Source organism: Vibrio tarriae (genome assembly GCF_002216685.1).
Taxonomy (GTDB): Bacteria; Pseudomonadota; Gammaproteobacteria; order Enterobacterales; family Vibrionaceae; genus Vibrio; species Vibrio tarriae.
Genome location: NZ_CP022352.1, coordinates 935,840 through 956,687 on the forward strand (window position 1 = coordinate 935,840; position 20,848 = coordinate 956,687).

Sequence of the window (20,848 nt, forward strand, 5' to 3'; positions counted from 1 at the left end):
ATGACGTTGTCCGCAAGCAATCAAATAGGTGGCAAAGATACCGTAACAAGAAGCAAATTACAGGCCATTTGTTTCAATACCTTACTTTTTGAAGGTTTTTTCGGCAAAAGAAAAAGAATAGACGAAGAGAAAGGCGTACAAGCTCAAGCCATAAAAAGCGGAGCGAAAATGGGGATGTGAACAATGAAGCAAAAAAGTACAGCGATGTCCGGAAACATCGCTGTGTAACTGATATTGCGCAGTGATTACAGCAGCTCGATATGATCCACTTCAATCTCAGGCGTGCGGCCGTTTTCAAACTCACCAAACAGGCGCACTTTAGTTTCCGGCGTTAGCGTCGCGTTCAGGTGAATATCATCATCCAGTTCGACCTGAATTTCATTGCTGCCATCGGAAAACATAAAGGTGTCTTTGCGTAGTTGGCGAACCAAATTGCCTTCCACAACGACTTTCTTCTCCATAAATGGATTGGCTGAATCCAGCAAAGATTGCACTTTCACCACTTCCACTGGGCCTTGAAACTGCACGCCCATTTGGGTTTGGTTGTCGCCAATAAATTTGATGTGTTGAGCATTATCCGCCGCCATTGCCAACGTCGGAGCCAGAATCAGAGCAGAAGTCAGAGCGAAAATTGTACGTTTCATAGTTTTTCCTTTTTTATCAGTTTGTCTCTTAGCGAGACTGTTTGTTGTCTTGATGTGGCTATTAAACGCTATCGGATTTGAACCAATACTGAGGCGACGATTAATATTCGGTTCATTTTGTTGAGTGAGTGTGGCGCAGCACTTATCATGTTGCCAAATTCAAAAGGTTAAGTTGAAATGATTCCGACATCCCAAGCCTTGATGGTACAAGGCACCACCTCAGATGCAGGCAAAAGTGTGTTAGTTGCAGGCTTATGCCGAGTATTGGTGCGCCGCGGCATTCAAGTTTGCCCTTTCAAGCCGCAGAACATGGCGCTCAACAGCGCGGTAACGCCTGACGGGGGCGAGATAGGTCGCGCGCAAGCGGTACAAGCGCAAGCGTGTGGTATTGCGCCGAGCGTACACATGAATCCGGTGCTGTTGAAACCCAATTCAGATACGGGCGCGCAAGTGATTTTGCAAGGCCGCGCCTTATCCAACATGGAAGCCAACGCTTATCACGACTACAAAAAAGTCGCGATGGATACAGTGATGGATTCCTTCCAGCGCCTGCAACAAGAGTATGAAGCCATCATGATTGAGGGCGCGGGCAGCCCTGCGGAAATCAACTTACGTGAGAATGACATCGCCAATATGGGCTTTGCCGAAAAAGCCGATGTGCCGGTAATCATCGTGGCGGATATTGATCGCGGCGGCGTGTTTGCCCATTTATACGGCACCTTGGCGCTGCTTTCTGAGTCTGAGCAAGCGCGGGTAAAAGGCTTTGTGATTAACCGTTTTCGCGGCGATATTGGCTTGCTGCAATCGGGGCTCGATTGGTTGGAGCAGAAAACCGGTAAACCTGTGATTGGAGTGTTGCCTTATCTGCATGGCTTTGATCTGGAAGCAGAAGATGCGATTGCCGCGCAGCAAAACCTGTCGGCGGATCGCCAATTGCGTGTGGCGGTTCCGGTGTTTACGCGCATCAGCAATCACACCGATTTTGATCCGCTGCGGCTCAATCCCAATATCGATTTTCGTTATGTCGGGCAGGGCGAGTCACTGTCGGGCGCAGATTTAATCATCCTCCCCGGAAGCAAATCCACCCGTGCTGATCTCGCTTATTTACGTTCACAAGGTTGGGATAAAGAGATCCTCCGTCACTTGCGCTTAGGTGGCAAAGTGATGGGCATTTGTGGCGGTTTTCAAATGCTTGGGGAATGGGTACATGATCCGCTTGGCATTGAAGGTGCGGCTGGCAGCAGCGAAGGGCTGGGGTTGTTTGCGATGCAAACCGAGCTTACTGCTGAAAAGCGCTTAACTAACGTGCAAGGTCATTTGACCTTAGATGGCCAAACCGTGGCCGCGCAAGGTTATGAGATTCATGCGGGGCGCTCAAGTTGGGCAGCCGATCAAAAAAGCCCGATTATACTCAGTGATGGCAGCTTGGATGGGTTAGTCAGTGACTGTAATCAAGGCTTTGGTACCTATTTACATGGTATTTTTGACCGCCCTGAAACGGCATTGCGCATTTGCCAATGGGCTGGCGCAAAAGAGATAGAAAAGTATGACCACCGTGCGGCGCAAGAGCGGGCGATTGACCGTATTGCGGATGCGATTGAGCAGCACCTCGATCTCACGCTTTTGTGGCCTGACTTATAAGGAACATGCCCATGTTGAAATGCATTCTGCTCCTGCTGTGTGTGGCGCTTAACGCCCCGCTGGCGAGCGCGAAAGAGACACTGCACATTTACGCGGCCTCATCGATGACCAATGCCGTCAATGCGTTAGTGGCTGACTACTCGCAGCAGCATGATGTGAAGCTGGTGACGGTGTACGGCGGCTCTTCTTCGCTGGCGCGTCAAATTGAAGCGGGCGCACCAGCCGATCTGTTTATTTCCGCCAATGAGGAGTGGGCGAATTACTTAGTCGAGAAAGGCTTAGTGAAACCGAACAAGGTGGTGACGTTGGCGGCGAATAGTTTGGTGCTCATTCGCCCGACTACGCAGCCGGTGGCAAGTTTTGATCTGCAAGATGCTGCAGCTTGGCAAGCGGCCTTGGCCGATTCTCGCTTGGCGGTAGCGCAAGTGGATGCGGTGCCTGCGGGCATGTATGCCAAGCAAGCGCTGCAACATGCGGGTGTGTGGCCTGAGCTGGAATCACGCTTTGCGCAAACCAATAACGTGCGTTTGGCGCTGGCGTTGGTCGAGCGTGGTGAATCACCGCTTGGCATCGTGTACAAAACCGATGCGCTACTCAGTGATAAAGTAACGATCGTGACGGCATTTTCGGCGCAGTCTCACCAGCCGATCCGCTATCCGTTGGCGCAATTGAATGATAAAGCGGCGAGCGCCGAATGGGTGGCGTATTTGCGCTCAGATGCCGCGCAGCAAATCTTGCAACGCTTTGGTTTTGAGTCGGTGAGTGAGTAATTGATGGGGCTTACCGATTACGAATGGGCGGCGCTGGCGCTGAGTTTAAAAGTGGCAGGCTATGCGACCTTGTGGTTGCTGCCGATAGGCATTGTGCTGGCGTGGGTGCTGGCGCGTACCTCTTTTATCGGCAAAGGGCTGATTGATAGTTTGGTGCATTTGCCCTTGGTGCTACCGCCGGTGGTGATCGGTTATTTACTGTTGATCAGCATGGGGCGGCAGGGGTTTATTGGTCAGTGGCTTTATCAGGTGTTTGGGTTCAGTTTTAGCTTCAGTTGGCGCGGTGCGGTGCTCGCGTGCATGGTGATTGCGCTGCCCTTGATGGTGCGCTCGATACGTCTCAGTCTTGAAAGTGTCGATCAAAAACTTGAGCAAGCGGCGCGCACCTTAGGCGCATCGCCAATGCGGGTCTTTTTTACCATCACGCTGCCATTAACCTTGCCGGGGATACTCACGGGCGTCATGCTCGCGTTTGCGCGTAGCCTTGGCGAGTTCGGTGCCACCATCAGTTTTGTCTCCAACATTCCCGGTGAAACCCAAACCATTCCGCTCGCCATGTTCACCTTTTTAGAAACGCCGGGTTCAGAAATGGAAGCGGCACGCTTGTGTGCGATTTCGATTGCCATCGCGCTCGGCTCGTTATTTATCTCGGAATGGTTAAGTCGGCGTATGCAGCACCGCTTAGGTTTAGCGTCATGAGTGGGTTAACATCATGAGTGAAGTGATTCTGCAACTGCAAAAGCGGTTGGGCGAAACCCAACTTGACGTGGATTTGCGTTTACCCGCCGTGGGAATTTGCGCGATCTTTGGGCGCTCTGGTGCGGGTAAAACGTCCCTGATTAACCTTATCAGTGGGTTAACCACGCCCGATGTGGGCGAAATTCACCTCGCAGGGCGCACGCTCTTTAGTTCATCACAAGGCATTCAATTGCCGATTGAGCAGCGCAAAATTGGCTATGTGTTTCAAGATGCGCGACTGTTTCCGCACTATACGGTGCGCGGCAATCTGAATTACGGGGTGACTCACGCTGATCCTGAATACTTTGCCAGTGTGACCCGCCTATTGGCGTTGGAGCCGCTCCTTGCCCGTTATCCTCGCGATCTTTCCGGCGGCGAAAAGCAGCGCGTGGCAATTGGGCGAGCGCTACTGTCAAAACCCGATTTACTGCTGATGGATGAGCCGCTGGCTTCGCTCGATATGCCACGCAAAAAAGAGGTGATGCCATTTTTGGAAAACCTCGCGCAGCATTTTCGGCTGCCGATCCTCTATGTCTCGCACAGCATGCAGGAAATTTTGCGCCTTGCGGATCATCTGGTGGTGTTGGAGCAGGGCAAGGTACTGAGCGCAGGGCCGATTGAGCAAGTTTGGTCATCCAAAGCGATGCGGCCTTGGCAATCATTCAGTGAACAAAGCACACTGTTTTCTGCCACCGTAGCCAAACATCACCAAACCTATGGTTTGACGCAAGTTCGTTTGGCGGAGGATGTGTGGCTTTGGGTTCAGCAAGTGGAGGCAGACGTGGGCAGCAGCGTGCGTATGCAGGTGCGCGCGAATGATGTGTCGATAGCGCTGGATAAACCGACCGCAAGCTCGATTCGCAATATTTTACCGGCTCGCATTGTCGCGATTGAGCACCAACAGCCGAGTAAAAAAAGTGTCTCGCTCAAGTTGGAGCTCGCGCCACACTGCTACTTGTGGGCGGTGGTGACGGAGTGGGCTCACGCCGAACTCGCGCTAGAGGTCGGTATGCCAGTCTTTGCCCAAATTAAAGGGGTGAGTGTGGCGCAGCGTGATGTGATTTTAACGAACTAACTGATGGTTATCCCCTTTCTTTGATCCCCTTTCTACTTACAACGCCAAGCAGAAAGGGGACAGTCGCAGAACAAATTTAGGTAACGGTATACACTCAATGTGCTCAATGCTCAGCGTGCGAGCTTATGGTGCGCACGGGAAAAATGTCCCGCGCAAAATGCCCCGACGATTGATAATTCACCGGCTAAACAGAGTGCTGCGGCCACTTCGGCTAAGGCTCGCGCGTGCCCTTGCCCGGCCAATCCCATTAGCGATAAACAGGCGTGTTGGCTAGGGAGATGGGTGCCGCCGCCAACGGTTCCGACCATCAAATTAGGCAGGGTGACACTGGCGTATAAACCGCCGTGAGGGTGGATCTCCATGCGCGTCATCCCAATTGCGGATTCGGCTACACACGCGGCATCTTGCCCACACGCAATATAAAGCGCGGCAAGGGCATTGGCGTAATGAGCATTCACACCGATCGCGCCGCTCAGTGCGCCGCCTACTGTCGTCATTTGCCCAAACTGCACCATCTGCTCTGGCGTGGTGTGGAGGTACTTTTTGACTAACTCGGCAGAGAGATGCACCTCAGCGCTGACTTTTTTGCCGCGCACGCTGCGCAGCGTATAGCTATTGGCTTTTTTGTCACCGGAGAGATTGCCATCGAGAAAGGCTTGCACTGGTGCAACCGGTGAGTGGCGCATGATGAACTCAAAAACAGCGTGAGTGGCAATCGTCACCATGTTTTGACCGCTGGCATCGCCTGTGGTGTATTCAAACACCAGATAGACGTGATTCCCTTCGATATTGACCTGAATATCTTTCAGTTTGCCGTGCGCGGTGGTGGACTGCGCTACCTCTTTCATCTGCTCAAATTGGCTGGTTACCCAACCGACAAATTGTCCGGCTTGCGCCAGCGAAAGAAAGGCAAACACGGGTGTGCGAGTCACCCCTTCATTAAGCAGTAGCGCACTTGCGCCGCCTGCTGCAGTGATGAGTTGGCTACCACGATGGTATGAAGCCACTAACGCCGCTTCTGTGGTGGCCAGCGGAACCAAATAGTCCCCTTGTGCATGAGAGCCGTTAACACGCAGTGGGCCAGCAATACCGACAGGCAATTTCACTGTGCCGATGAAATACTCGATGTTTTTTTGGTAGGCCTGCATGGTGCGCTCGGTTTGCTCATCCAAAAGCAGAGCTTGTGCTTCGGGCACGGCGAGTTTTTGCCAACGCTTCATCACTTGTTGCTCGGTAAGAGCCGGGCTTGGTGTCAGGCGGACACTGGGTCTATCAAATCGGGGAGCAAGCTGATCTATCAATCTATCGGGAGCCAGCGTCGCCACATCTGGCGAATAAAGAGGTTGCAAAGCAAGCTTAGGCATAACAGTTCTTGGTATTGAGTTTGCTGGGCATTGTAAAGCCAATGAGATGAATTACAACGCGAGGATAAAAAAGCTTACAGTTTGGTTTAAACACGCACATCCAACATGGTGCCGAGCATATCTTGTTCGCGCTGAATTAGGTTTGTCCCAATTCGGCTGTAGTGGGAGGCTTGGTTGAGGCTATTGAGCGCATCAATGTGGTTGGCGTACTGCTTTTTAGGCGCGGGAGACACAGGTTGCAGCGTGGGGTCTATCGGTTTTCCGACGGTGGATTCCACGGGCAAGCTCGCCTGTTGGATCTCGCGCGCGGCATCCTCCATCATTTTGGAAGAGTGCATGACCATGGATGAACCATTAGAAACTGCTGATACAGACATCGCGCTTACCTCATCGTTACGGTTAAAGTTTAGTCGTATCGCCTGAGTTACTCAAGTTAGGAAAACAGATGTGCAATCGCATCGCGCTCTTCTTCGGTGAGCAACGAAGTTTCATTCTGATGCAGAGAACGATCGATTTCCCCTTGCAGGGCGCGCAACTGCTGCGGGCTTAATTGGCTCAGTTGTGATTTCCAGCGTTCAAATTGTTGAGGGTTCATTGGGTGTTCCGGTATTAACAAATAGAGGTCTTTATTGAGACGTCTTCGACAATCGGTGCTCATGGTGTTGCTCCCTGTTGCCGCATTGCAATAATCGAAAATTAGCGCTGAGCTGCTGGTTTTTTGTCCGAACAGTGTCAAGGTTATCAAAAAAACTGGTGATATAAACACAAGTGACTCACGGCTTCCATTTATCACACCTCAATTTGAAGCTGTCGTTTCCAGTTGAAGGTTATAGGTGGACAAGTTTAAGAAAATACTACTTTTGATTGATACGCTCTTGCGGCTTTTCCTTCTCTCAACAACACTTGAATGAAAACCAGTGCAAGTGAGGCAATCCAGATGCAAGGCATTATCTATACCGTTCTCTCCGATATGGTGATTGAAAAATTCGGTGTGCTGTTTTGGGATCAGTTGTTGGAGGATCTAAAGCCCAGCTCCGAAGGGGTGTATACATCCGGTCAGCAATACAACGATGATGAGTTACTGGCCATGGTGGGCTATTTGAGTGAGAAAGCCCAAATCCCAGCGCCTGATTTAGTCCGTGCTTATGGTGAATACCTGTTTACCCATTTATTTAATAGCTTGCCGGAAAACTACCCGCATAAAAGCGACCTCAAAACCTTCCTGCTTTCGGTGGATAAAGTGATCCACAAAGAAGTGCAGCGACTCTATCCCGATGCTTACTTGCCTCAGTTTGAAAACCGAGTTGAAGAGAAAACGCTGACCATGAGTTACTACTCGAAACGACAATTGTGCGCGGCGGCGGAAGGGTTAATTTTAGGCGCGGCCAAGCAGTTTAATCAGCCGGTAAAGATCACTCAGCCCGTCTGCATGCATTGTGGAGCTGACCACTGTGAGATTGTGGTGGAATTTTTGCCATCATGAGTGCCGAAGCGCAATTTCAACGCATTTACGAGCGAGAACGCAAAGCTCGGATCCTTGCGGAAAAACTCCTTGAGGAGAAAAGCCGCGCCTTGTACGACAAAGTGCTGGAGCTGCAATCCACCTTAGAGCAGTTGAGTGGTGCTCAGGCGCAGCTATTGCAGTCAGAAAAAATGGCGTCAGTCGGTCAGTTGGCCGCTGGGGTCGCCCATGAAATCAACAATCCGATTGGATTTTGTCTGAGTAATTTGAATACCTTGCGTGATTATGCCGAGGTGTTTGCTCAGTTAGCGGATCTCGTTGAGCAGTCAGCGCCGAGTCTTGAGGGTAGCGAGTTTTATCAAGCTTTGACGTGCTTTAAACAGCAGCACGATTTGGCGTTTGTGCGCGAAGATGTGGTCAGCCTTGTCGAAGAAAGTGCCAGTGGTTTGCATCGGGTTAAAGACATTGTCACTAGCTTACAAAGTGTTTCGCACAGCAGTGATGGCCGTTTTGCGGAATGCAATCTCAACGACTGCATAGAATCGGCACTGCGCATTGTGTGGAATCAGTTTAAATACACCATGATGGTTGATCGGCAACTAGCTGAAAATCTACCCAAGATCAAAGGGATTGCCCCTGAAATACAACAGGTGCTGATGAACATGTTCATCAATGCTTCTCACGCTTGTGATGAGCACGGCGAGTTAACCATTACTACCGATACCTTGAATGAGAAGGGCAAAACTTGGGTACAGGTGCAAATTGCTGATAATGGCCATGGGATTTCACCAGAACACTTAGCCAAAATCTTTGACCCCTTTTTCACCACCAAACCTGTCGGGGTTGGAACCGGGCTGGGGTTATCCATCGCGTTTGGAATTGTGGAAAAACATCAAGGTAAGATCTCGGTGACCTCAGAAGTGGGGCAGGGAACACGGTTTACCTTGTTGTTCCCTGCGATCTGAATGGCTCGTTCAGTCGGATTGAGAGTCGACCTTGACCGCAAACTTGCTGGCGAGCGTGTGCAGCTCAGGCAGCATGCGATAAATCAAGTGCAGCTGTTGCAGTACCATGCGCGCCGAGCCTTCATCATCCTCACGCCACTCAGCAAGGCGTTTCTCTAATCCTGAGCTATCAATACCGCTGGTATCACACTCTTCACAGTGGTTGGACAACTGTTGATGCAGCAAGTCGAGATGCTGATGGATCACGCGATGTGAATCGAGTACCAACTGATGCACGGTTTCATCATCCAGTCGGGTTCGATGCGCTCCAAGCGCTGAGATATAACTGAGCAGCGCGTGGTTAAGAGTCAGGAAACGAAAGCTCTCATCGGCCGCCGCACGATAACGCCCCGGTTCTGCCAGCATATTGGTGACCGCGGCAGAAAGTGCGGCATCTTGGTTGTGGGCATGACGCCGCGCAATCCGGTAACTCAAGCTGTCTTTTTTACCAATCCGATATTGACCAATGATCTGCGCCAAGTACTGCTTATTGGCATCAATTGCTTCCGCCATCACTTTATGCAGCCGTTTCGATTGCCAGTCCGGCAGAATGAGCACCACGGCCGCTACCGCTAAGGCGCAGCCAATGAGGGTATCCGCCAATCTTGGTAATACCACCGCATAGCCTTCACCTAACTGATTGAAACAAAACAGCACCAATAAGGTGATAAAACCGGTCGCGTAGCCGTAGTTGTTGAGGCGAAACGCAAAAAACATCACACCGGAGAAGACAATAAACACCAATTGGCTCTCTTGTGATGGGAAGAAGGTGAGTAGCGGCACGCCAATCAGCAAGCCGGCTAAGGTGCCAATGATCCGCGCGGTGAGTTTTTGCTTGGTTGCGGCGTAGTTTGGCTGGCAAACAAACAGGGTGGTGAGCAAAATCCAGTAACCGCGCTCAATGCCAAACCCTTGAATGATCGCATAGCCCAGCGTTAGGGTGGTAGACAAGCGCAGCGCATGACGAAATAACAGCGAATCTTTATTGAGATTGGCGCGAATACGTTGCCACATGCTGCCTAAGGTGTGCGCTTCAGTGTCATCCAGTACCCCTTCTTCGGGTTTGGCCACATCCGGGTTGCTGACGTTACTGAGCTGTTTTTCAACGGTCGCTAAGTTATTGAATAGATAGCCTAACTGACCCAAAAGACTTTTCCAGTCTCGTCTCTCTTGTTGGCGAAGATAGCTGAGTGATAACTGCAGTTCATCCAACGCGACAATCGAAGCGGAGTCGTGTTGGTAACTGTGTCCAAGGCGAATCGATTGAGCGATATCACGGCACGCTTTCGCTTGCGTCTCTAATAAATATTTAAAGCGGAACAGAATGTCTGAGCGGCCAAAGTGATCGGCCAGCTCTTGGTAACGGTAATGGCTGGAGCTCACTCGTTCGTGAATGTCTTGCGCCAGAAAATAGATGTTTAAAAAGCGATCGCTGGCGCTGTCCACATGCCCCCGTTTGGATCGGGTCAGAAACACCGCCTTGCACTGGTTTAACGCATTGACTGTCGCGGCGTTAAGATTGGCCTCAATGATCCGGTGGGGCTGCGGAATCATGTTGGAAACCGGGTGGAAAAGGGTGGATTTCGCCTCTAAATAATTGGCCAGTTGTAGAAACACATTAGCGAGGTTTTGTTGTACGGGCTGCATTGGCCAAAAGGCATGCCACAGCATCGACATCAAGTAGTACCAAGCGCTGCCGCTGAGTAAAAGTAACGGCTGAAACCAGATATTAGTGCTTTGATGGGCACCGAGCATGGTGTACACGGCAATCAACAGAGAAGCAAACGCTATGCTGGCGTAGCGAGCTCCCATAGCGCCGAGCATGATAAAACCAAAACTTGAGGTGAAAAGGCCAAGCGCAAACAGCCACGGGGTTTGAAACAGAATTTCAATCGAGAAGGCGGCAATCGCAAAACAGATCAAGGTAAGAGTGATGGATTTCAAACGGCCACTAAAGCGGTCATCTCGATCGGCGAGTGCCGCGGCAATCACCCCGAGAATCAAAGGGGTGATCCAAGTGTTGAGCTGATAATACCAAGCGGGGATCACCACACCCAGTAAAGTCAATAAGATCAAGACACTGTAGTTAACAGTTTTATTCGCCCAATACAGGCGCAGTTGGTTAATTTTCGGCACAGCGCAGCACATTCATCAGTGTAGAAAGGGCAAAGTCTAGCAGATTACACCAATAAGATTCTGATCAAGATAAAGAAAACCTCGTTCTGCCACTTCTGCGCTATGCTCGTTAACCGTTAAGAATATTGACATTATCTTTTCATCGGCACCGGAGTTTGGGGTATGATTGCCGACAACTTTGTTAGTGGGCTTTTACCAATGCAGCTGAATGCGAATAAGACTGCACAATTTTTTATTGCCAATGAATATTACCAAGTCCAGCTTGAGAAAGAGTGGTTGGTGTTAACTTCGCTCAGTAGCGAAGAACGTATTCCCTTTCATGTCTGGAACGGTGAAGTGCAGATCCGCAGAGGCGTATTTTGGGGAACGTTGCAGTTTTTTGCTCATCCCGAAGAGGGCGTGCAGCGCAGTTGGCTGGTGCAGGGTCTCCCTTGGCCGGAATGTCGCCATTTTGCGCACCAATTAGTGGCGCATTATCAAGCGTGGCACAATCGCCAATGTGAGCAATTAAGTCTCTATTTTCCGCGTTGGCAGCAAGAGTTGTCTCGTCTAAAGCGCCTGCCGTCTTTTCTATCCCACTCCTCCGTTGAAGCTTGGGTCGCGCAAGTGTATGCCGATTTAAAACTGATGGACATGACGCTGCATGAAGCGCAAAAACATCTTCCCACGGTTTTCGATACCTTACTGCCTTGGCTGCTCGATACCTCCGCGACGTTGTATGAGCGTAATAAAGCTTGGCTCGAGATAGAACGCGCGAACTGGACAGTCTTGTTTTCCCAGTGTGAATCGTCGCCGCTCAATGTCTCGCAGCAATACGCTGTGCTGCTGAATGACGATCACAACTTAGTGTTGGCGGGCGCAGGTTCAGGTAAAACCAGCGTACTGACTGCGCGCGTTTCCTATTTATTGCAGAGCCATTTGGCGAAACCAGAGCAAATTTTGTTGGTCGCTTTTGCACGCGATGCGGCACAAGAGATGGCCGAGCGCTTAAAAAACAAAATTGGTTTGGAAGCCGAGCGTTTGCACATCAATACCTTCCATCAGTTGGGTCTGCGCATTATCAACCGAGTGGAAGGCAAAACGGTGATCATGTCGCCACTCGCGAATGACAGTAAGCTTAAGCAGGCTTGGTGTATTGATTGGTTAAAGCGCCACTGGATGACGCCGACCAATTTTAAACGTTGGCAAAAACATCTCGCCAAATGGCCGATTGCGTATCTGGCGGGGGATGATGAACTCGGTAGCCACGTAGAAAACCCGAAATTGATCGCATGGCTCGAGAAGCAGCTCGATCAATTGGCACAAATGGGATTGAGTAAAAAAGAGCTGCAAGAGCGGCTGGTGGATCACGATGACTATCCGCGCTTAAACAGCGAGCTTTCCTTATGCTGGCCGTGCTATCAAGCGTGGCAGCAGATGCTTAAAGATCAAAACCAGATTGATTTCAACATCATGATCACCAGAGCGACCGAGTATGTCGAAAAAGGCAAATTCCGCTCGCCGTGGAAATTTATCATGGTCGATGAGTATCAAGACATCTCGCCGCAGCGTTTACGCTTGCTACAAGCGCTGTGTGAGCAAAACCAAGGCCAGTGTAACCTGTTTGCGGTCGGCGATGATTGGCAATCCATCTACCAATTTGCAGGTTCCGATGTGGATTTGACCACCGGTTTTGCAACCCGTTTTGCCAATTCGACGGTGCACCATCTCGATACGACTTATCGTTTTAATGATCAGATTGGTGCGGTCGCCAACCGCTTTATTCAGCAAAATCCGCATCAGTTACCCAAAACGCTCAATAGCTTTAAAACCGAGAAGCAAAAAGCGGTCATGCTGGCACCGAACCATTCGGTTGAAAAAATATTGGATGAAATCAATCGCTCCACCAATAAGCTGAAAACCGTGCTATTGCTTGGTCGTAATCACTACCATAAACCTGAGTTACTGAAAGATTGGCAGAATCGTTATCTCTCTCTCAAGCTCGATTTTATGACTTGCCATGCCAGCAAAGGCAAAGAGGCGGATTATGTGATTATTTTGGCGGTCGATGATGGCCAATTCCCTGCTCGGGTGAAAGCTTTGCATTTGGATGATGCGTTGAACCAAAGTGAGGATGATTTCCCGTATGCCGAAGAGCGGCGCTTATTCTATGTCGCGTTGACTCGTGCCAAAGAGAAAGTGTGGGTGACTTATAACGGCAACGGCTCCAGCTTTGTTCAAGAACTGTTGAATGATGACTATCCGGTTGTTAAGCAAAAATAGAATTTGGAATAATTTTAAATGGAGAGAAAAGGCGAGCTAAGCTCGCCTTTTTCAATTAAGACTGTTCACTATTTTGTGAAGATGTTTTATGCCCGATCAGCATTCCATGCACATAAGGATGCCCAGTAAATTTAGACATAATAATGACCGCTGACACATGGACGGCAACGGCAGCCATGGTCAGATTAGCTAAGGTTTCATGCACCTCTTTAATCCAGTCTTCACCCCAAAACAGATCCCACTCACTCATCCAACCCGATAAACCGGTGGCGAGCAGTAAAAACCACATTGCCCAAATCATAATCGCACCAGCAGGGTTATGCCCAGTGTGATTATCTTGTTTGGTTCGCACCACTTCTTTAATGTGCTCAATGGCTTTGGGAATGGATGGCGTAAAAGCCGTTAGCCGAGCAGGGGAGTGAGTGATTACCCCCCAGCCTAAACGCAGGATAATGGCTCCCATAACCACATAGCCAACCCATTCGTGTAAATCACTGCCCTCTTCAATTGCAAAAAAATTAGCCAAGAAAAGGGCGGCAACCAACCAATGCGTTACTCGAACAAAAAGATCCCATGTGTATGGTTTAGCCATCTTTTTCCTCTTTTACTTTCTCCATATTGGTTGGGTTGAAATAGATTTCGACTCGTTTACCCTCTTGGTCGTGACCATACAATTCATAGCAACTGGTTTTGGTGATTTTGAACACTTTAATCTTATAGCCCATATCTTCCACTTGTTGCTGAGCTTGTTCAAAAGGAATCCAACTGCTTTCGGGTTCTGTTGTACAAGTCGGGTCAGCGAATGCTGCCGCAGAAACTAAGCCAAGAGAAGTAATAGCGAACAGACGAGAAATTTTGAGTAGTGACATAATGCGCTCCTTTACGTTATGCATTGACTTCATCTTACCGATTTAATCTTAATGAATACTTAAGAATACGGTTAGAATGCGTTCATAATTGAACCCAATAATCTTAGTCCAATAAAAAAGGTTTGCTGACGCAAACCCTTAAAATTGTTTCTATGGCAACGGATGTTTACAACAATATCCAAGCCCAAGTAAAAGCTGCAAAGCAGAGCGCAACAAATACAGCGGCAGAGCCAATATCTTTCGCCCGTCCACTGAGTTCATGATGTTCAGCCCCAATCCTGTCTACGACAGCCTCAACGGCAGAATTTAAAAGTTCAGCGATTAAAATAAGAACAAGGCAGCCAACAAGTAATACTTGTTCAACTTTCGTCACAGATAAGAAAAAGGTAAGAACGGTTAAGGGTAACGTTAAGGCAACCTCTTGACGAAAGGCTGCTTCATTTTTCCATGCAGCGGCAAATCCTTTCATCGAGTACCCAGTCGCGTAAAAAATACGCGCTATACCAGTACGTGAATGCTTCATAGTGTTTGTCATGTTGTGTTTGTTTTTGAATGGCTACGGATTATAAAGATTTATCATCAGCTGCCAACTAATAAGGTTTTTTTTCATTAAAATTTGTGTTCTTAAGTATTTTTTAAGATTTAATTGCAAGGCTAGAGTTAGGATGTATGAATCAATGGTAAATGATAATAGTTGTAATTCTGTTATTAAAATTGTTGATTTTTTAGACATGGGATTTAATTGATATCTTTATTCGGCATGAATTCTGCATTCATAACGAATGCTCGCGATGCGTATTGATGGATCATTACAAATTGTTACTTATTTTATCGACAAGTTTTCACGGTCAATAGTAATAATAAGTACGATTGGTGGTGGGGTGTTTGAACTTAATATTCACCACAAGCCAATGGAAAATGAATAAAAAGAATACCATTTAAAAAATAAATAATAGGGATTTTATTATGACGCCTCGTCAGTTATTGGCTATTTCAATAGTTATGTGTACCTCTCCAATCTCCTATGCAGCTGAAAAAAGTAAATTAGAGGTATATGGGGATATTGCTCAATACGGGATTCCTCTTACCGCTGGATTGATTACGGCCATTCATATGGATGGTGAAGGGATGATGCAGTTGGCTGAGGGGGCATTCTGGACTGCGGCGGCAACGGAGGCGCTGAAATTGTCGGTTGATGCCCAACGTCCAAATGGAGGAAGCCAAAGTTTTCCTTCTGGCCATACATCAGCAGCGAGCCAAGGGGCGGCTTATCTGCAGTTTCGGTATGGTTCAACTTACGGTATCCCAGCTTACGCTGCGGCAGCGCTAGTGGGTTATTCACAAGTTGATGCGAATAAACATTACTGGCGAGATGTTGCCGCCGGCATGGCATTAGCCACTGGCATTCAATATGCGATTACTGTTGGGGGGATCTCCGCCACCAATTTAGTGCTTGTGCCTTATTTTGATGGCGACGAAACAGGAATTTACGCCAGTTTGTCATTCTGATGTGGTGATGACGCGGTAGCATAATGCCAGAGCGTGAAGGGGATGTTATTCTATGCCCAGCAAATCTAGCACTTTATGATTAATAGGCGAGAATGAATGGCCAAAGCACTTCTATTAGTTGATATTCAAAATGATTTTTCACCCAGCGGTGCGCTGCCTGTACCGGATGGGGATGCCGTTGTCCCTGTGATTAATCAATTGCTTCCGCTCTTTGAACATGTGATTGCCACCAAAGATTGGCACCCAGCCAAACACGCGAGTTTTGCGTCCGTGCAGGGGAAAACTCCGGGCGAAGTCATTGACCTTAATGGTATTCCACAAGTGATGTGGCCTGATCACTGCGTGCAAAATACCCATGGCGCAGAATTTATAGCAGGGTTGGATGTGCAGCGGATTACGCACATTGTCACCAAAGGCACTCATGCTGAAGTCGACAGTTATAGTGGTTTTTATGATAACCAACGCTTCCATGCTACAGGATTGGCCGAATACTTGAGTAATCAGGGAATTTCAGAGGTTTACATTGCAGGTTTAGCCACCGACTACTGTGTGAAATTTACGGCGTTGGATGCGGTTTCACTCTGCTTTAAAACTTGGGTGATTCAGGATGCCTGCCGTGGCGTTGAACTCAATGAGGGTGATTGCGCGGCTGCATGGCACACGATGCAAACGGCAGGGTGTCAGTTGATCACCTCTCAGCAGTTGCTTGCGGGTTAATGATCTACCTCAGGCTCTATAACCATGACTATCTCAAGAAATAGCCATGGTTGCGGTTAGATCAAGTGTTAGGTGCGTTCAGCGAGATAAGCTTGGTAATCCGGAATTTCAATTTGCACTTCCTGCTCCATCAAAGAGGAAGAAAACAGGAACTTAGCGCTGGCACGGTTGGTGGCGACGGGAATATTCCACACACTGGCGATACGCAGTAGCGCTTTCACATCGGGGTCATGCGGAACGGCATTGAGTGGATCCCAAAAGAAAATCAGCACATCAATTTTGCCTTCAGAAATTAACGCGCCCAGTTGCTGATCACCGCCCATTGGGCCGCTGATCATACTTTTGATCGCCAGTCCCGTTTCTTTACTGAGCATATGCCCCGTGGTGCCAGTGGCATACAGGAAATGGCGTTGCAGTTTTTCCTTGTTCTCTGTTACCCAGCGCAGCAGTTCACCTTTGCAGTTATCGTGAGCCACAAGAGCAACGTGTTTGTGCGCTGCCATAGTGCGGGTGGTTTTTTTCATGGGTACATTTCCTAATGATTTTGGATGAGAGGTTTGATAACCAAATTTTCGAGTTTATTCAACCGTTTTTACTTGAAATACGGGCCTGTATTCGGACGGAGATAACGAATCTGCAATGATCTTTTTCTCTAGGTGATTAGGGGTTAACGCTTCAATCTTAGGTGCTTGTAGCACAGCGTACGGCTGCTGACGCAAAAATGCCGCGGCTTGACGTACTGAAAGGCGGCCTTGTTCGACCATTTGATCGCTTGGGGCAAATTCAACACGGCCTCGTAATAATCCTCGATAAACACCATGACTCAAATAGGTTGCGATAAGGCCGATTTGGTCACTTTTATTGAGTGAACGCAATTCGCTGATCGCCGCTTCAATCGCCACCGCACTGCCAACCAAATAACGCACGTTCGGTTGCTCTAATGCTTGCTGTATCAAATTACGTTGTAGCTCTTTATCGTTGTCCGCCCACAAAATTTCAGTAATGCGCACGTCGCTGTCACGAATCGCCTCTTGCAGCCCTTGTAAAACGGGTTTTGTCCCGCCACTGGAAGCAGGACCGGGCAGCACCACAATCTTGATGTCGCCGCTGCCTTTGGGGTGCTTACGGGCTAAATATTCACCCGCGTAAAAACCCATCCAATACCAATCGACGCCCACTTCGCCTTTTAGGTGTTCTTGCTGTTTCTCATCCAACAGCAACTGATTCACCGTAGCAAACACAGGGATTGAGCGTGTGTAACGTGCCAAATCCTCTTGATACAGCTCGGGTGATACGGTGCCAAGCAAAATGGCGTCTGCCCCCCAACGTACGCACAGTGCAATTTGCTGTTGTTGCTTGCTGTGGTTAGGGTAGCCACCCGCTTCCATAACACGCAAATTGAGGTTAAGTTTACGCGCTTCCTCCACCATGCCGTAGTTGACCGACAGCCAGTAAGAGTCTTTGAGATGAGGGTAAAGCGCACAGAGTTTTTCCGCCGCTGTTGCTGGAAGTGCAGAGAGCAGCAAAAGTGCAGAAATCAGTGAAAATGAGTGCAAACGCAGATTTGGCATGAGGTTATTCGTTGGCGAACCGGAGTAAACACTGCACAATATAGCCCAATCCGTCACGCAGAAGAAGTCAACAAGAAGGTTTTCCCCATGCGTCTCGCTAAAGCCAGTATTGGTCGCAAGCTCTTATTTTCTTTCAGCGCGATGGCATTGCTCGTGCTTCTCTCGGCACTGATCGGTGTTTTAGGCTTTTCTCTGGTCGCGAAAACCGAGCGCGATGTAGTCAATAATGCCATTCCTTCGATGATCGAGGCGCGCCAAGTGGCCGAACTTAGTCATCAAATCATTGCCTCTGTGCAGACTCTGTCTAACGCCAAAAATGAGCAAGAACACCAAGCCGCAGGGCAGAAGGTTTTCTCGCAGTTAGAAACTTTACTCACCCATATCCAACAATTGGGAGAGGAGGCGTTTGATAGCGTGCTGCTGGATAGGTTAGAGCAAGATGTGCAAAACGTAATTGATACTCTGGCGCAATTGGGACGGCGCGTTGAGCACAGACTCACGCTGGAGAGCCAACTGAGTGCGAGCGTCAAAGAGATGCGTAAATTGGCGCAAGAGCTGGAACAGTTAACCCGCACCCAAGTGCTCAATACCAGCACGATTGCGGTCGCCAATGTCACGCACATCTACGATTTATTGCAAAAGCAGCAGCAAGCGCAGGTTTATCAGGCATTAGACAATCTGGTGGAAGTCGATTTGGATTTGGCGGAGCGCTTACATGAGCTGCATCTTCTGGCTTTTAAGGTGCTCAATGAGATTGAAGAAACGCAAACCGTGACCGATTTAGAGCGGATTTTAGCTTTAGATAGCGAATTTGCTGCCAACTTAAGCATTATGCAGCGCCGTGTACAAGCGGTGGAAGATCCGACCCGCTCTAAACAAATGATCGGTTTATTGCGCGAACTAGAAAAGCGCCGCATCGTATTCGAGCTACTGAAACAGCGCTACAGCAATGAACAGGCTGCGCAACAATTACTGCAAGGTAGCTTGACTCAATTCGCCAAGCTCAACAATACCGTCAACCAACTGGTCGATGCGTCAAATCAAGTGACAACCACCGCGGTGAGTAAACTCTCTAACACCCTCTATTACGCACAATTGATCTTGACCGTACTGGGGTTACTCGGCTTAGTGATTGTGGTGTGGATAGTGTGGAAGGTTGTCTATCGCTCGGTCATTCAGCGTCTCGATCAACACACCGCGGCGCTGCTCTCAGTGGCCAAAGGGCAGCTCGAAGTTGAGATCTCGACTCAAGGCAATGATGAACTGGGTCAGATGGGGCAGGCGATTGCCCATGCGCGAGATACCGCCAAAGCGCTCAAAGTGGTGGTAGAAAGTGAAGTGCTAGCCAAACGCGAGTTGCAACAGCACAAAGAACATTTGGAAGAGTTGGTCGAGCAGCGTACTCATCAATTGAGCGAGATGAACCATAAGCTCAATCAAGAAGTGCTTAACCATGCCAAAGCGCGTTATCAAGCGGAACAGGCCAGCCGCGCGAAGTCAGCCTTCTTGGCCACCATGAGCCATGAAATTCGTACCCCAATGAATGGTGTGTTGGGCACGGCGCGTTTACTACAAGAAACCTCGCTCACTTCCACTCAACAGCACTATGTACAGGTGATAAACCGTAGCGGACGGTCGCTGTTGGCAATCCTTAACGATGTACTCGATTACTCCAAAATCGAAGCGGGACATCTGGAGATTCATCAAACTGATTTCGATTTGTATCGATTAGTGCGTGAAACTTACGATCTGATGCAAAGCCGGGCGCTAGAAAAAGGCATCAGCCTCACTTACCACATTGATGAGGATGTCACGCAATACTGGCAAGGTGATGAAATCCGTATCGGACAAGTGCTCAATAATTTGGTTGGCAACGCGATCAAGTTTACTGAGCAGGGCGAAGTGCGTATTAGTATCCGCCTAGGCCTCGATGGGCAAGGCATTCGCTTTGCAGTGGAAGACTCGGGCACTGGGATTGCCGAGGAGGAGCAAGCGACCTTGTTTGACGCCTTTACTCAAGCCGAAGCCGGCCGCCGAAAACAATGTGGCACTGGCTTAGGTTTAGCGATCAGCCGTAAGTTGGTGCAAGCAATGGGCGGCGAGTTGCAACTCGCTTCGCAGCTCGGTCAAGGTAGCTGTTTCTGGTTTACCTTACCGTTAGCGGTTGGACAGCCTGTTGAGACGCCAGCACTAGCGGTCGATGATGTGCCTGTCGCTAAAGTGCTGCTTGTCGAAGATAACGAAGTCAACTGTTTGGTCGCACAAGGCTTTTTAACCGGTCTCGGCCATCAAGTGACCTTGGCGAAAAGCGTACAAGAGGCGAAACTCTGCTTCCAGCAGCAACGCTTTGACATTGCACTACTCGATATTCATTTGCCCGATGGGAATGGGGTTGATCTGCTGCGTGATTTACGCCAAATGGAAGACAGTATTCATAATGCGGTGATCCCTTTTATTGCCGTTTCTGCTCATGTGTTTAATGAAGATGTTGCGGGATATTTAGCCGCAGGATTTGATGGTTATCTGCCTAAACCGCTGGTCAAGGAGCAATTGGCGGTCATGTTACGTCGGCAGTTAACCGGAAGGGGAGGGCATGACGTTGACGGCAAATCGCAACACGAATTCTCGACAGTGAAAACTTCAGCGTTAACGGAAGATGTTGCAGTCCTTGATAAAGCTAAGTTTGAACAGGATGTGCAGATCCTTGGTGTAGAGAAAATGCGAGAAATTGTCGGCTATTTTGAACAGGGCTGTGCCGAGTTCTTCGTTATTTGTGAAGCGCAGAAGGATAACGATGCGCAGATCAAAAGCCAAGCTCATAAGTTAAAAGGTTCTGCGGGGGCGTTATGGTTAACGGCGCTGTACCAGCTTTGTCAGCAAATTGAGCAAGCGGATTCCCCGGCGAAAGCATTCCAAGCTAGCCCACTCGTCGAGGCGGTGGAACACGCGAAAAGTGCGCTGGTTCAAACGTTGAGTGACATGAAATAAGTATAAAAAAAGACCTGCGACAAGCGCAGGTCAAATCCCTATGTGGAGCATTTGGGAGAGTATGATTACAAAGTTATGGGGGATATTAGTGACGCCGA

The 20,848-nt window shown here is 49.0% G+C and carries 21 protein-coding genes; 11 read left to right on the top strand and 10 right to left on the bottom strand.

The features are described 5' to 3' along the window. Complete coding sequence (locus CEQ48_RS20525; RefSeq protein WP_089070573.1) at window positions 1-180, top strand: hypothetical protein; 180 nt, start codon at window positions 1-3, stop codon at window positions 178-180. A gap of 65 nt (window positions 181-245) precedes the next feature. Here the strand turns inward: CEQ48_RS20525 and CEQ48_RS04755 are convergent, their stop codons facing one another. Then, complete coding sequence (locus tag CEQ48_RS04755; protein ID WP_089070431.1) at window positions 246-644, bottom strand: YgiW/YdeI family stress tolerance OB fold protein; 399 nt, start codon at window positions 642-644, stop codon at window positions 246-248. Window positions 645-821: 177 nt separating this feature from the next. Here CEQ48_RS04755 and CEQ48_RS04760 point away from each other — a divergent pair, with 177 nt between their 5' ends. Genes CEQ48_RS04760 through modC form a run of 4 tightly spaced genes read left to right on the top strand, consistent with a single transcriptional unit; the run spans window position 822 to window position 4,868 of the window. Continuing rightward, on the top strand, window positions 822-2,285 hold the full coding sequence (locus tag CEQ48_RS04760; protein ID WP_089070432.1) for a cobyric acid synthase: 1,464 nt from the start codon (window positions 822-824) through the stop codon (window positions 2,283-2,285). An 11-nt stretch (window positions 2,286-2,296) separates the two neighbouring features. Further along, window positions 2,297-3,055, top strand: coding sequence for a molybdate ABC transporter substrate-binding protein (gene modA, locus CEQ48_RS04765; RefSeq protein ID WP_198301090.1), 759 nt, complete (start codon window positions 2,297-2,299; stop codon window positions 3,053-3,055). A 3-nt stretch (window positions 3,056-3,058) separates the two neighbouring features. After that, entirely contained in the window at window positions 3,059-3,754 is a 696-nt protein-coding gene (gene modB, locus CEQ48_RS04770; RefSeq protein ID WP_181710621.1) for a molybdate ABC transporter permease subunit, read from the top strand. Between the two features lie 13 nt (window positions 3,755-3,767). Beyond that, on the top strand, window positions 3,768-4,868 hold the full coding sequence (gene modC, locus CEQ48_RS04775; RefSeq protein ID WP_089070435.1) for a molybdenum ABC transporter ATP-binding protein ModC: 1,101 nt from the start codon (window positions 3,768-3,770) through the stop codon (window positions 4,866-4,868). Window positions 4,869-4,978: 110 nt separating this feature from the next. Here the strand turns inward: modC and CEQ48_RS04780 are convergent, their stop codons facing one another. From CEQ48_RS04780 to CEQ48_RS04790, 3 genes are all read right to left on the bottom strand, one after another. Beyond that, complete coding sequence (locus CEQ48_RS04780) at window positions 4,979-6,232, bottom strand: hydroxymethylglutaryl-CoA reductase (RefSeq protein ID WP_089070436.1); 1,254 nt, start codon at window positions 6,230-6,232, stop codon at window positions 4,979-4,981. An 86-nt stretch (window positions 6,233-6,318) separates the two neighbouring features. Further along, a complete protein-coding gene (locus tag CEQ48_RS04785; protein ID WP_089070437.1) occupies window positions 6,319-6,609 on the bottom strand; it encodes a hypothetical protein in 291 nt (96 codons plus the stop codon). Window positions 6,610-6,665: 56 nt separating this feature from the next. Then, on the bottom strand, window positions 6,666-6,890 hold the full coding sequence (locus tag CEQ48_RS04790) for a hypothetical protein (protein WP_181714629.1): 225 nt from the start codon (window positions 6,888-6,890) through the stop codon (window positions 6,666-6,668). A 279-nt stretch (window positions 6,891-7,169) separates the two neighbouring features. On the opposite strand from CEQ48_RS04790, the gene CEQ48_RS04795 reads away from it, so the two are divergent. After that, window positions 7,170-7,715 carry a heme NO-binding domain-containing protein gene (locus tag CEQ48_RS04795; RefSeq protein WP_181710636.1) on the top strand — a complete coding sequence of 182 codons (546 nt, stop codon included), beginning with the start codon at window positions 7,170-7,172 and terminating at the stop codon, window positions 7,713-7,715. Further along, complete coding sequence (locus CEQ48_RS04800) at window positions 7,712-8,659, top strand: sensor histidine kinase (protein ID WP_089070440.1); 948 nt, start codon at window positions 7,712-7,714, stop codon at window positions 8,657-8,659. The genes CEQ48_RS04795 and CEQ48_RS04800 overlap by 4 nt, the downstream gene beginning before the upstream one ends. A gap of 9 nt (window positions 8,660-8,668) precedes the next feature. Here CEQ48_RS04800 and yccS read toward each other — a convergent pair whose 3' ends face one another. After that, window positions 8,669-10,834: a YccS family putative transporter gene (gene yccS / locus CEQ48_RS04805; RefSeq protein ID WP_146779565.1), complete on the bottom strand. Its 2,166-nt coding sequence runs from the start codon at window positions 10,832-10,834 to the stop codon at window positions 8,669-8,671. 198 nt (window positions 10,835-11,032) lie between these two features. On the opposite strand from yccS, the gene helD reads away from it, so the two are divergent. Continuing rightward, window positions 11,033-13,096, top strand: a complete 2,064-nt coding sequence (gene helD / locus CEQ48_RS04810; RefSeq protein ID WP_089070574.1) for a DNA helicase IV — start codon at window positions 11,033-11,035, stop codon at window positions 13,094-13,096. A 55-nt stretch (window positions 13,097-13,151) separates the two neighbouring features. Here the strand turns inward: helD and CEQ48_RS04815 are convergent, their stop codons facing one another. From CEQ48_RS04815 to CEQ48_RS04825, 3 genes are all read right to left on the bottom strand, one after another. Then, window positions 13,152-13,688: a cytochrome b/b6 domain-containing protein gene (locus tag CEQ48_RS04815; protein WP_001118402.1), complete on the bottom strand. Its 537-nt coding sequence runs from the start codon at window positions 13,686-13,688 to the stop codon at window positions 13,152-13,154. Then, window positions 13,681-13,965 carry a PepSY domain-containing protein gene (locus CEQ48_RS04820; protein ID WP_000054775.1) on the bottom strand — a complete coding sequence of 95 codons (285 nt, stop codon included), beginning with the start codon at window positions 13,963-13,965 and terminating at the stop codon, window positions 13,681-13,683. The genes CEQ48_RS04815 and CEQ48_RS04820 overlap by 8 nt, the downstream gene beginning before the upstream one ends. A gap of 166 nt (window positions 13,966-14,131) precedes the next feature. Then, window positions 14,132-14,488 (bottom strand): diacylglycerol kinase, encoded by a 357-nt coding sequence (locus CEQ48_RS04825; RefSeq protein ID WP_032470187.1) that lies wholly within the window; start codon window positions 14,486-14,488, stop codon window positions 14,132-14,134. A gap of 443 nt (window positions 14,489-14,931) precedes the next feature. Between CEQ48_RS04825 and CEQ48_RS04830 the strand changes: the two genes are divergently transcribed. Both CEQ48_RS04830 and pncA read left to right on the top strand, forming a co-directional pair. Next, window positions 14,932-15,474 (top strand): phosphatase PAP2 family protein, encoded by a 543-nt coding sequence (locus tag CEQ48_RS04830; RefSeq protein ID WP_181713318.1) that lies wholly within the window; start codon window positions 14,932-14,934, stop codon window positions 15,472-15,474. Window positions 15,475-15,570: 96 nt separating this feature from the next. Then, window positions 15,571-16,191, top strand: a complete 621-nt coding sequence (gene pncA, locus CEQ48_RS04835; protein ID WP_089070443.1) for a bifunctional nicotinamidase/pyrazinamidase — start codon at window positions 15,571-15,573, stop codon at window positions 16,189-16,191. A gap of 68 nt (window positions 16,192-16,259) precedes the next feature. Here the strand turns inward: pncA and CEQ48_RS04840 are convergent, their stop codons facing one another. Continuing rightward, window positions 16,260-16,715, bottom strand: a complete 456-nt coding sequence (locus CEQ48_RS04840) for a methylglyoxal synthase (RefSeq protein ID WP_000754102.1) — start codon at window positions 16,713-16,715, stop codon at window positions 16,260-16,262. A 54-nt stretch (window positions 16,716-16,769) separates the two neighbouring features. Then, window positions 16,770-17,762: a TMAO reductase system periplasmic protein TorT gene (torT, locus tag CEQ48_RS04845; RefSeq protein WP_181710622.1), complete on the bottom strand. Its 993-nt coding sequence runs from the start codon at window positions 17,760-17,762 to the stop codon at window positions 16,770-16,772. Between the two features lie 87 nt (window positions 17,763-17,849). Here torT and torS point away from each other — a divergent pair, with 87 nt between their 5' ends. Next, window positions 17,850-20,750, top strand: coding sequence for a TMAO reductase system sensor histidine kinase/response regulator TorS (torS, locus tag CEQ48_RS04850; RefSeq protein WP_089070445.1), 2,901 nt, complete (start codon window positions 17,850-17,852; stop codon window positions 20,748-20,750). The last annotated feature ends 98 nt before the right edge of the window (window positions 20,751-20,848 follow it).

Coding starts and splice junctions, on each gene's coding strand:
- CEQ48_RS04755 (WP_089070431.1), bottom strand. CDS start 644: ATGAAACGTACAATTTTCGCTCTGACTTCTGCTCTGATTCTGGCTCCG.
- CEQ48_RS04825 (WP_032470187.1), bottom strand. CDS start 14,488: ATGAAGCATTCACGTACTGGTATAGCGCGTATTTTTTACGCGACTGGG.
- torT (WP_181710622.1), bottom strand. CDS start 17,762: ATGCCAAATCTGCGTTTGCACTCATTTTCACTGATTTCTGCACTTTTG.
- pncA (WP_089070443.1), top strand. CDS start 15,571: ATGGCCAAAGCACTTCTATTAGTTGATATTCAAAATGATTTTTCACCC.
- CEQ48_RS04760 (WP_089070432.1), top strand. CDS start 822: ATGATTCCGACATCCCAAGCCTTGATGGTACAAGGCACCACCTCAGAT.
- CEQ48_RS04820 (WP_000054775.1), bottom strand. CDS start 13,965: ATGTCACTACTCAAAATTTCTCGTCTGTTCGCTATTACTTCTCTTGGC.
- modB (WP_181710621.1), top strand. CDS start 3,059: ATGGGGCTTACCGATTACGAATGGGCGGCGCTGGCGCTGAGTTTAAAA.
- modC (WP_089070435.1), top strand. CDS start 3,768: ATGAGTGAAGTGATTCTGCAACTGCAAAAGCGGTTGGGCGAAACCCAA.
- CEQ48_RS04800 (WP_089070440.1), top strand. CDS start 7,712: ATGAGTGCCGAAGCGCAATTTCAACGCATTTACGAGCGAGAACGCAAA.
- CEQ48_RS04830 (WP_181713318.1), top strand. CDS start 14,932: ATGACGCCTCGTCAGTTATTGGCTATTTCAATAGTTATGTGTACCTCT.
- CEQ48_RS04815 (WP_001118402.1), bottom strand. CDS start 13,688: ATGGCTAAACCATACACATGGGATCTTTTTGTTCGAGTAACGCATTGG.
- CEQ48_RS04790 (WP_181714629.1), bottom strand. CDS start 6,890: ATGAGCACCGATTGTCGAAGACGTCTCAATAAAGACCTCTATTTGTTA.
- torS (WP_089070445.1), top strand. CDS start 17,850: ATGCGTCTCGCTAAAGCCAGTATTGGTCGCAAGCTCTTATTTTCTTTC.
- CEQ48_RS04780 (WP_089070436.1), bottom strand. CDS start 6,232: ATGCCTAAGCTTGCTTTGCAACCTCTTTATTCGCCAGATGTGGCGACG.
- CEQ48_RS04795 (WP_181710636.1), top strand. CDS start 7,170: ATGCAAGGCATTATCTATACCGTTCTCTCCGATATGGTGATTGAAAAA.
- CEQ48_RS20525 (WP_089070573.1), top strand. CDS start 1: ATGACGTTGTCCGCAAGCAATCAAATAGGTGGCAAAGATACCGTAACA.
- helD (WP_089070574.1), top strand. CDS start 11,033: ATGCAGCTGAATGCGAATAAGACTGCACAATTTTTTATTGCCAATGAA.
- modA (WP_198301090.1), top strand. CDS start 2,297: ATGTTGAAATGCATTCTGCTCCTGCTGTGTGTGGCGCTTAACGCCCCG.
- CEQ48_RS04785 (WP_089070437.1), bottom strand. CDS start 6,609: ATGTCTGTATCAGCAGTTTCTAATGGTTCATCCATGGTCATGCACTCT.
- CEQ48_RS04840 (WP_000754102.1), bottom strand. CDS start 16,715: ATGAAAAAAACCACCCGCACTATGGCAGCGCACAAACACGTTGCTCTT.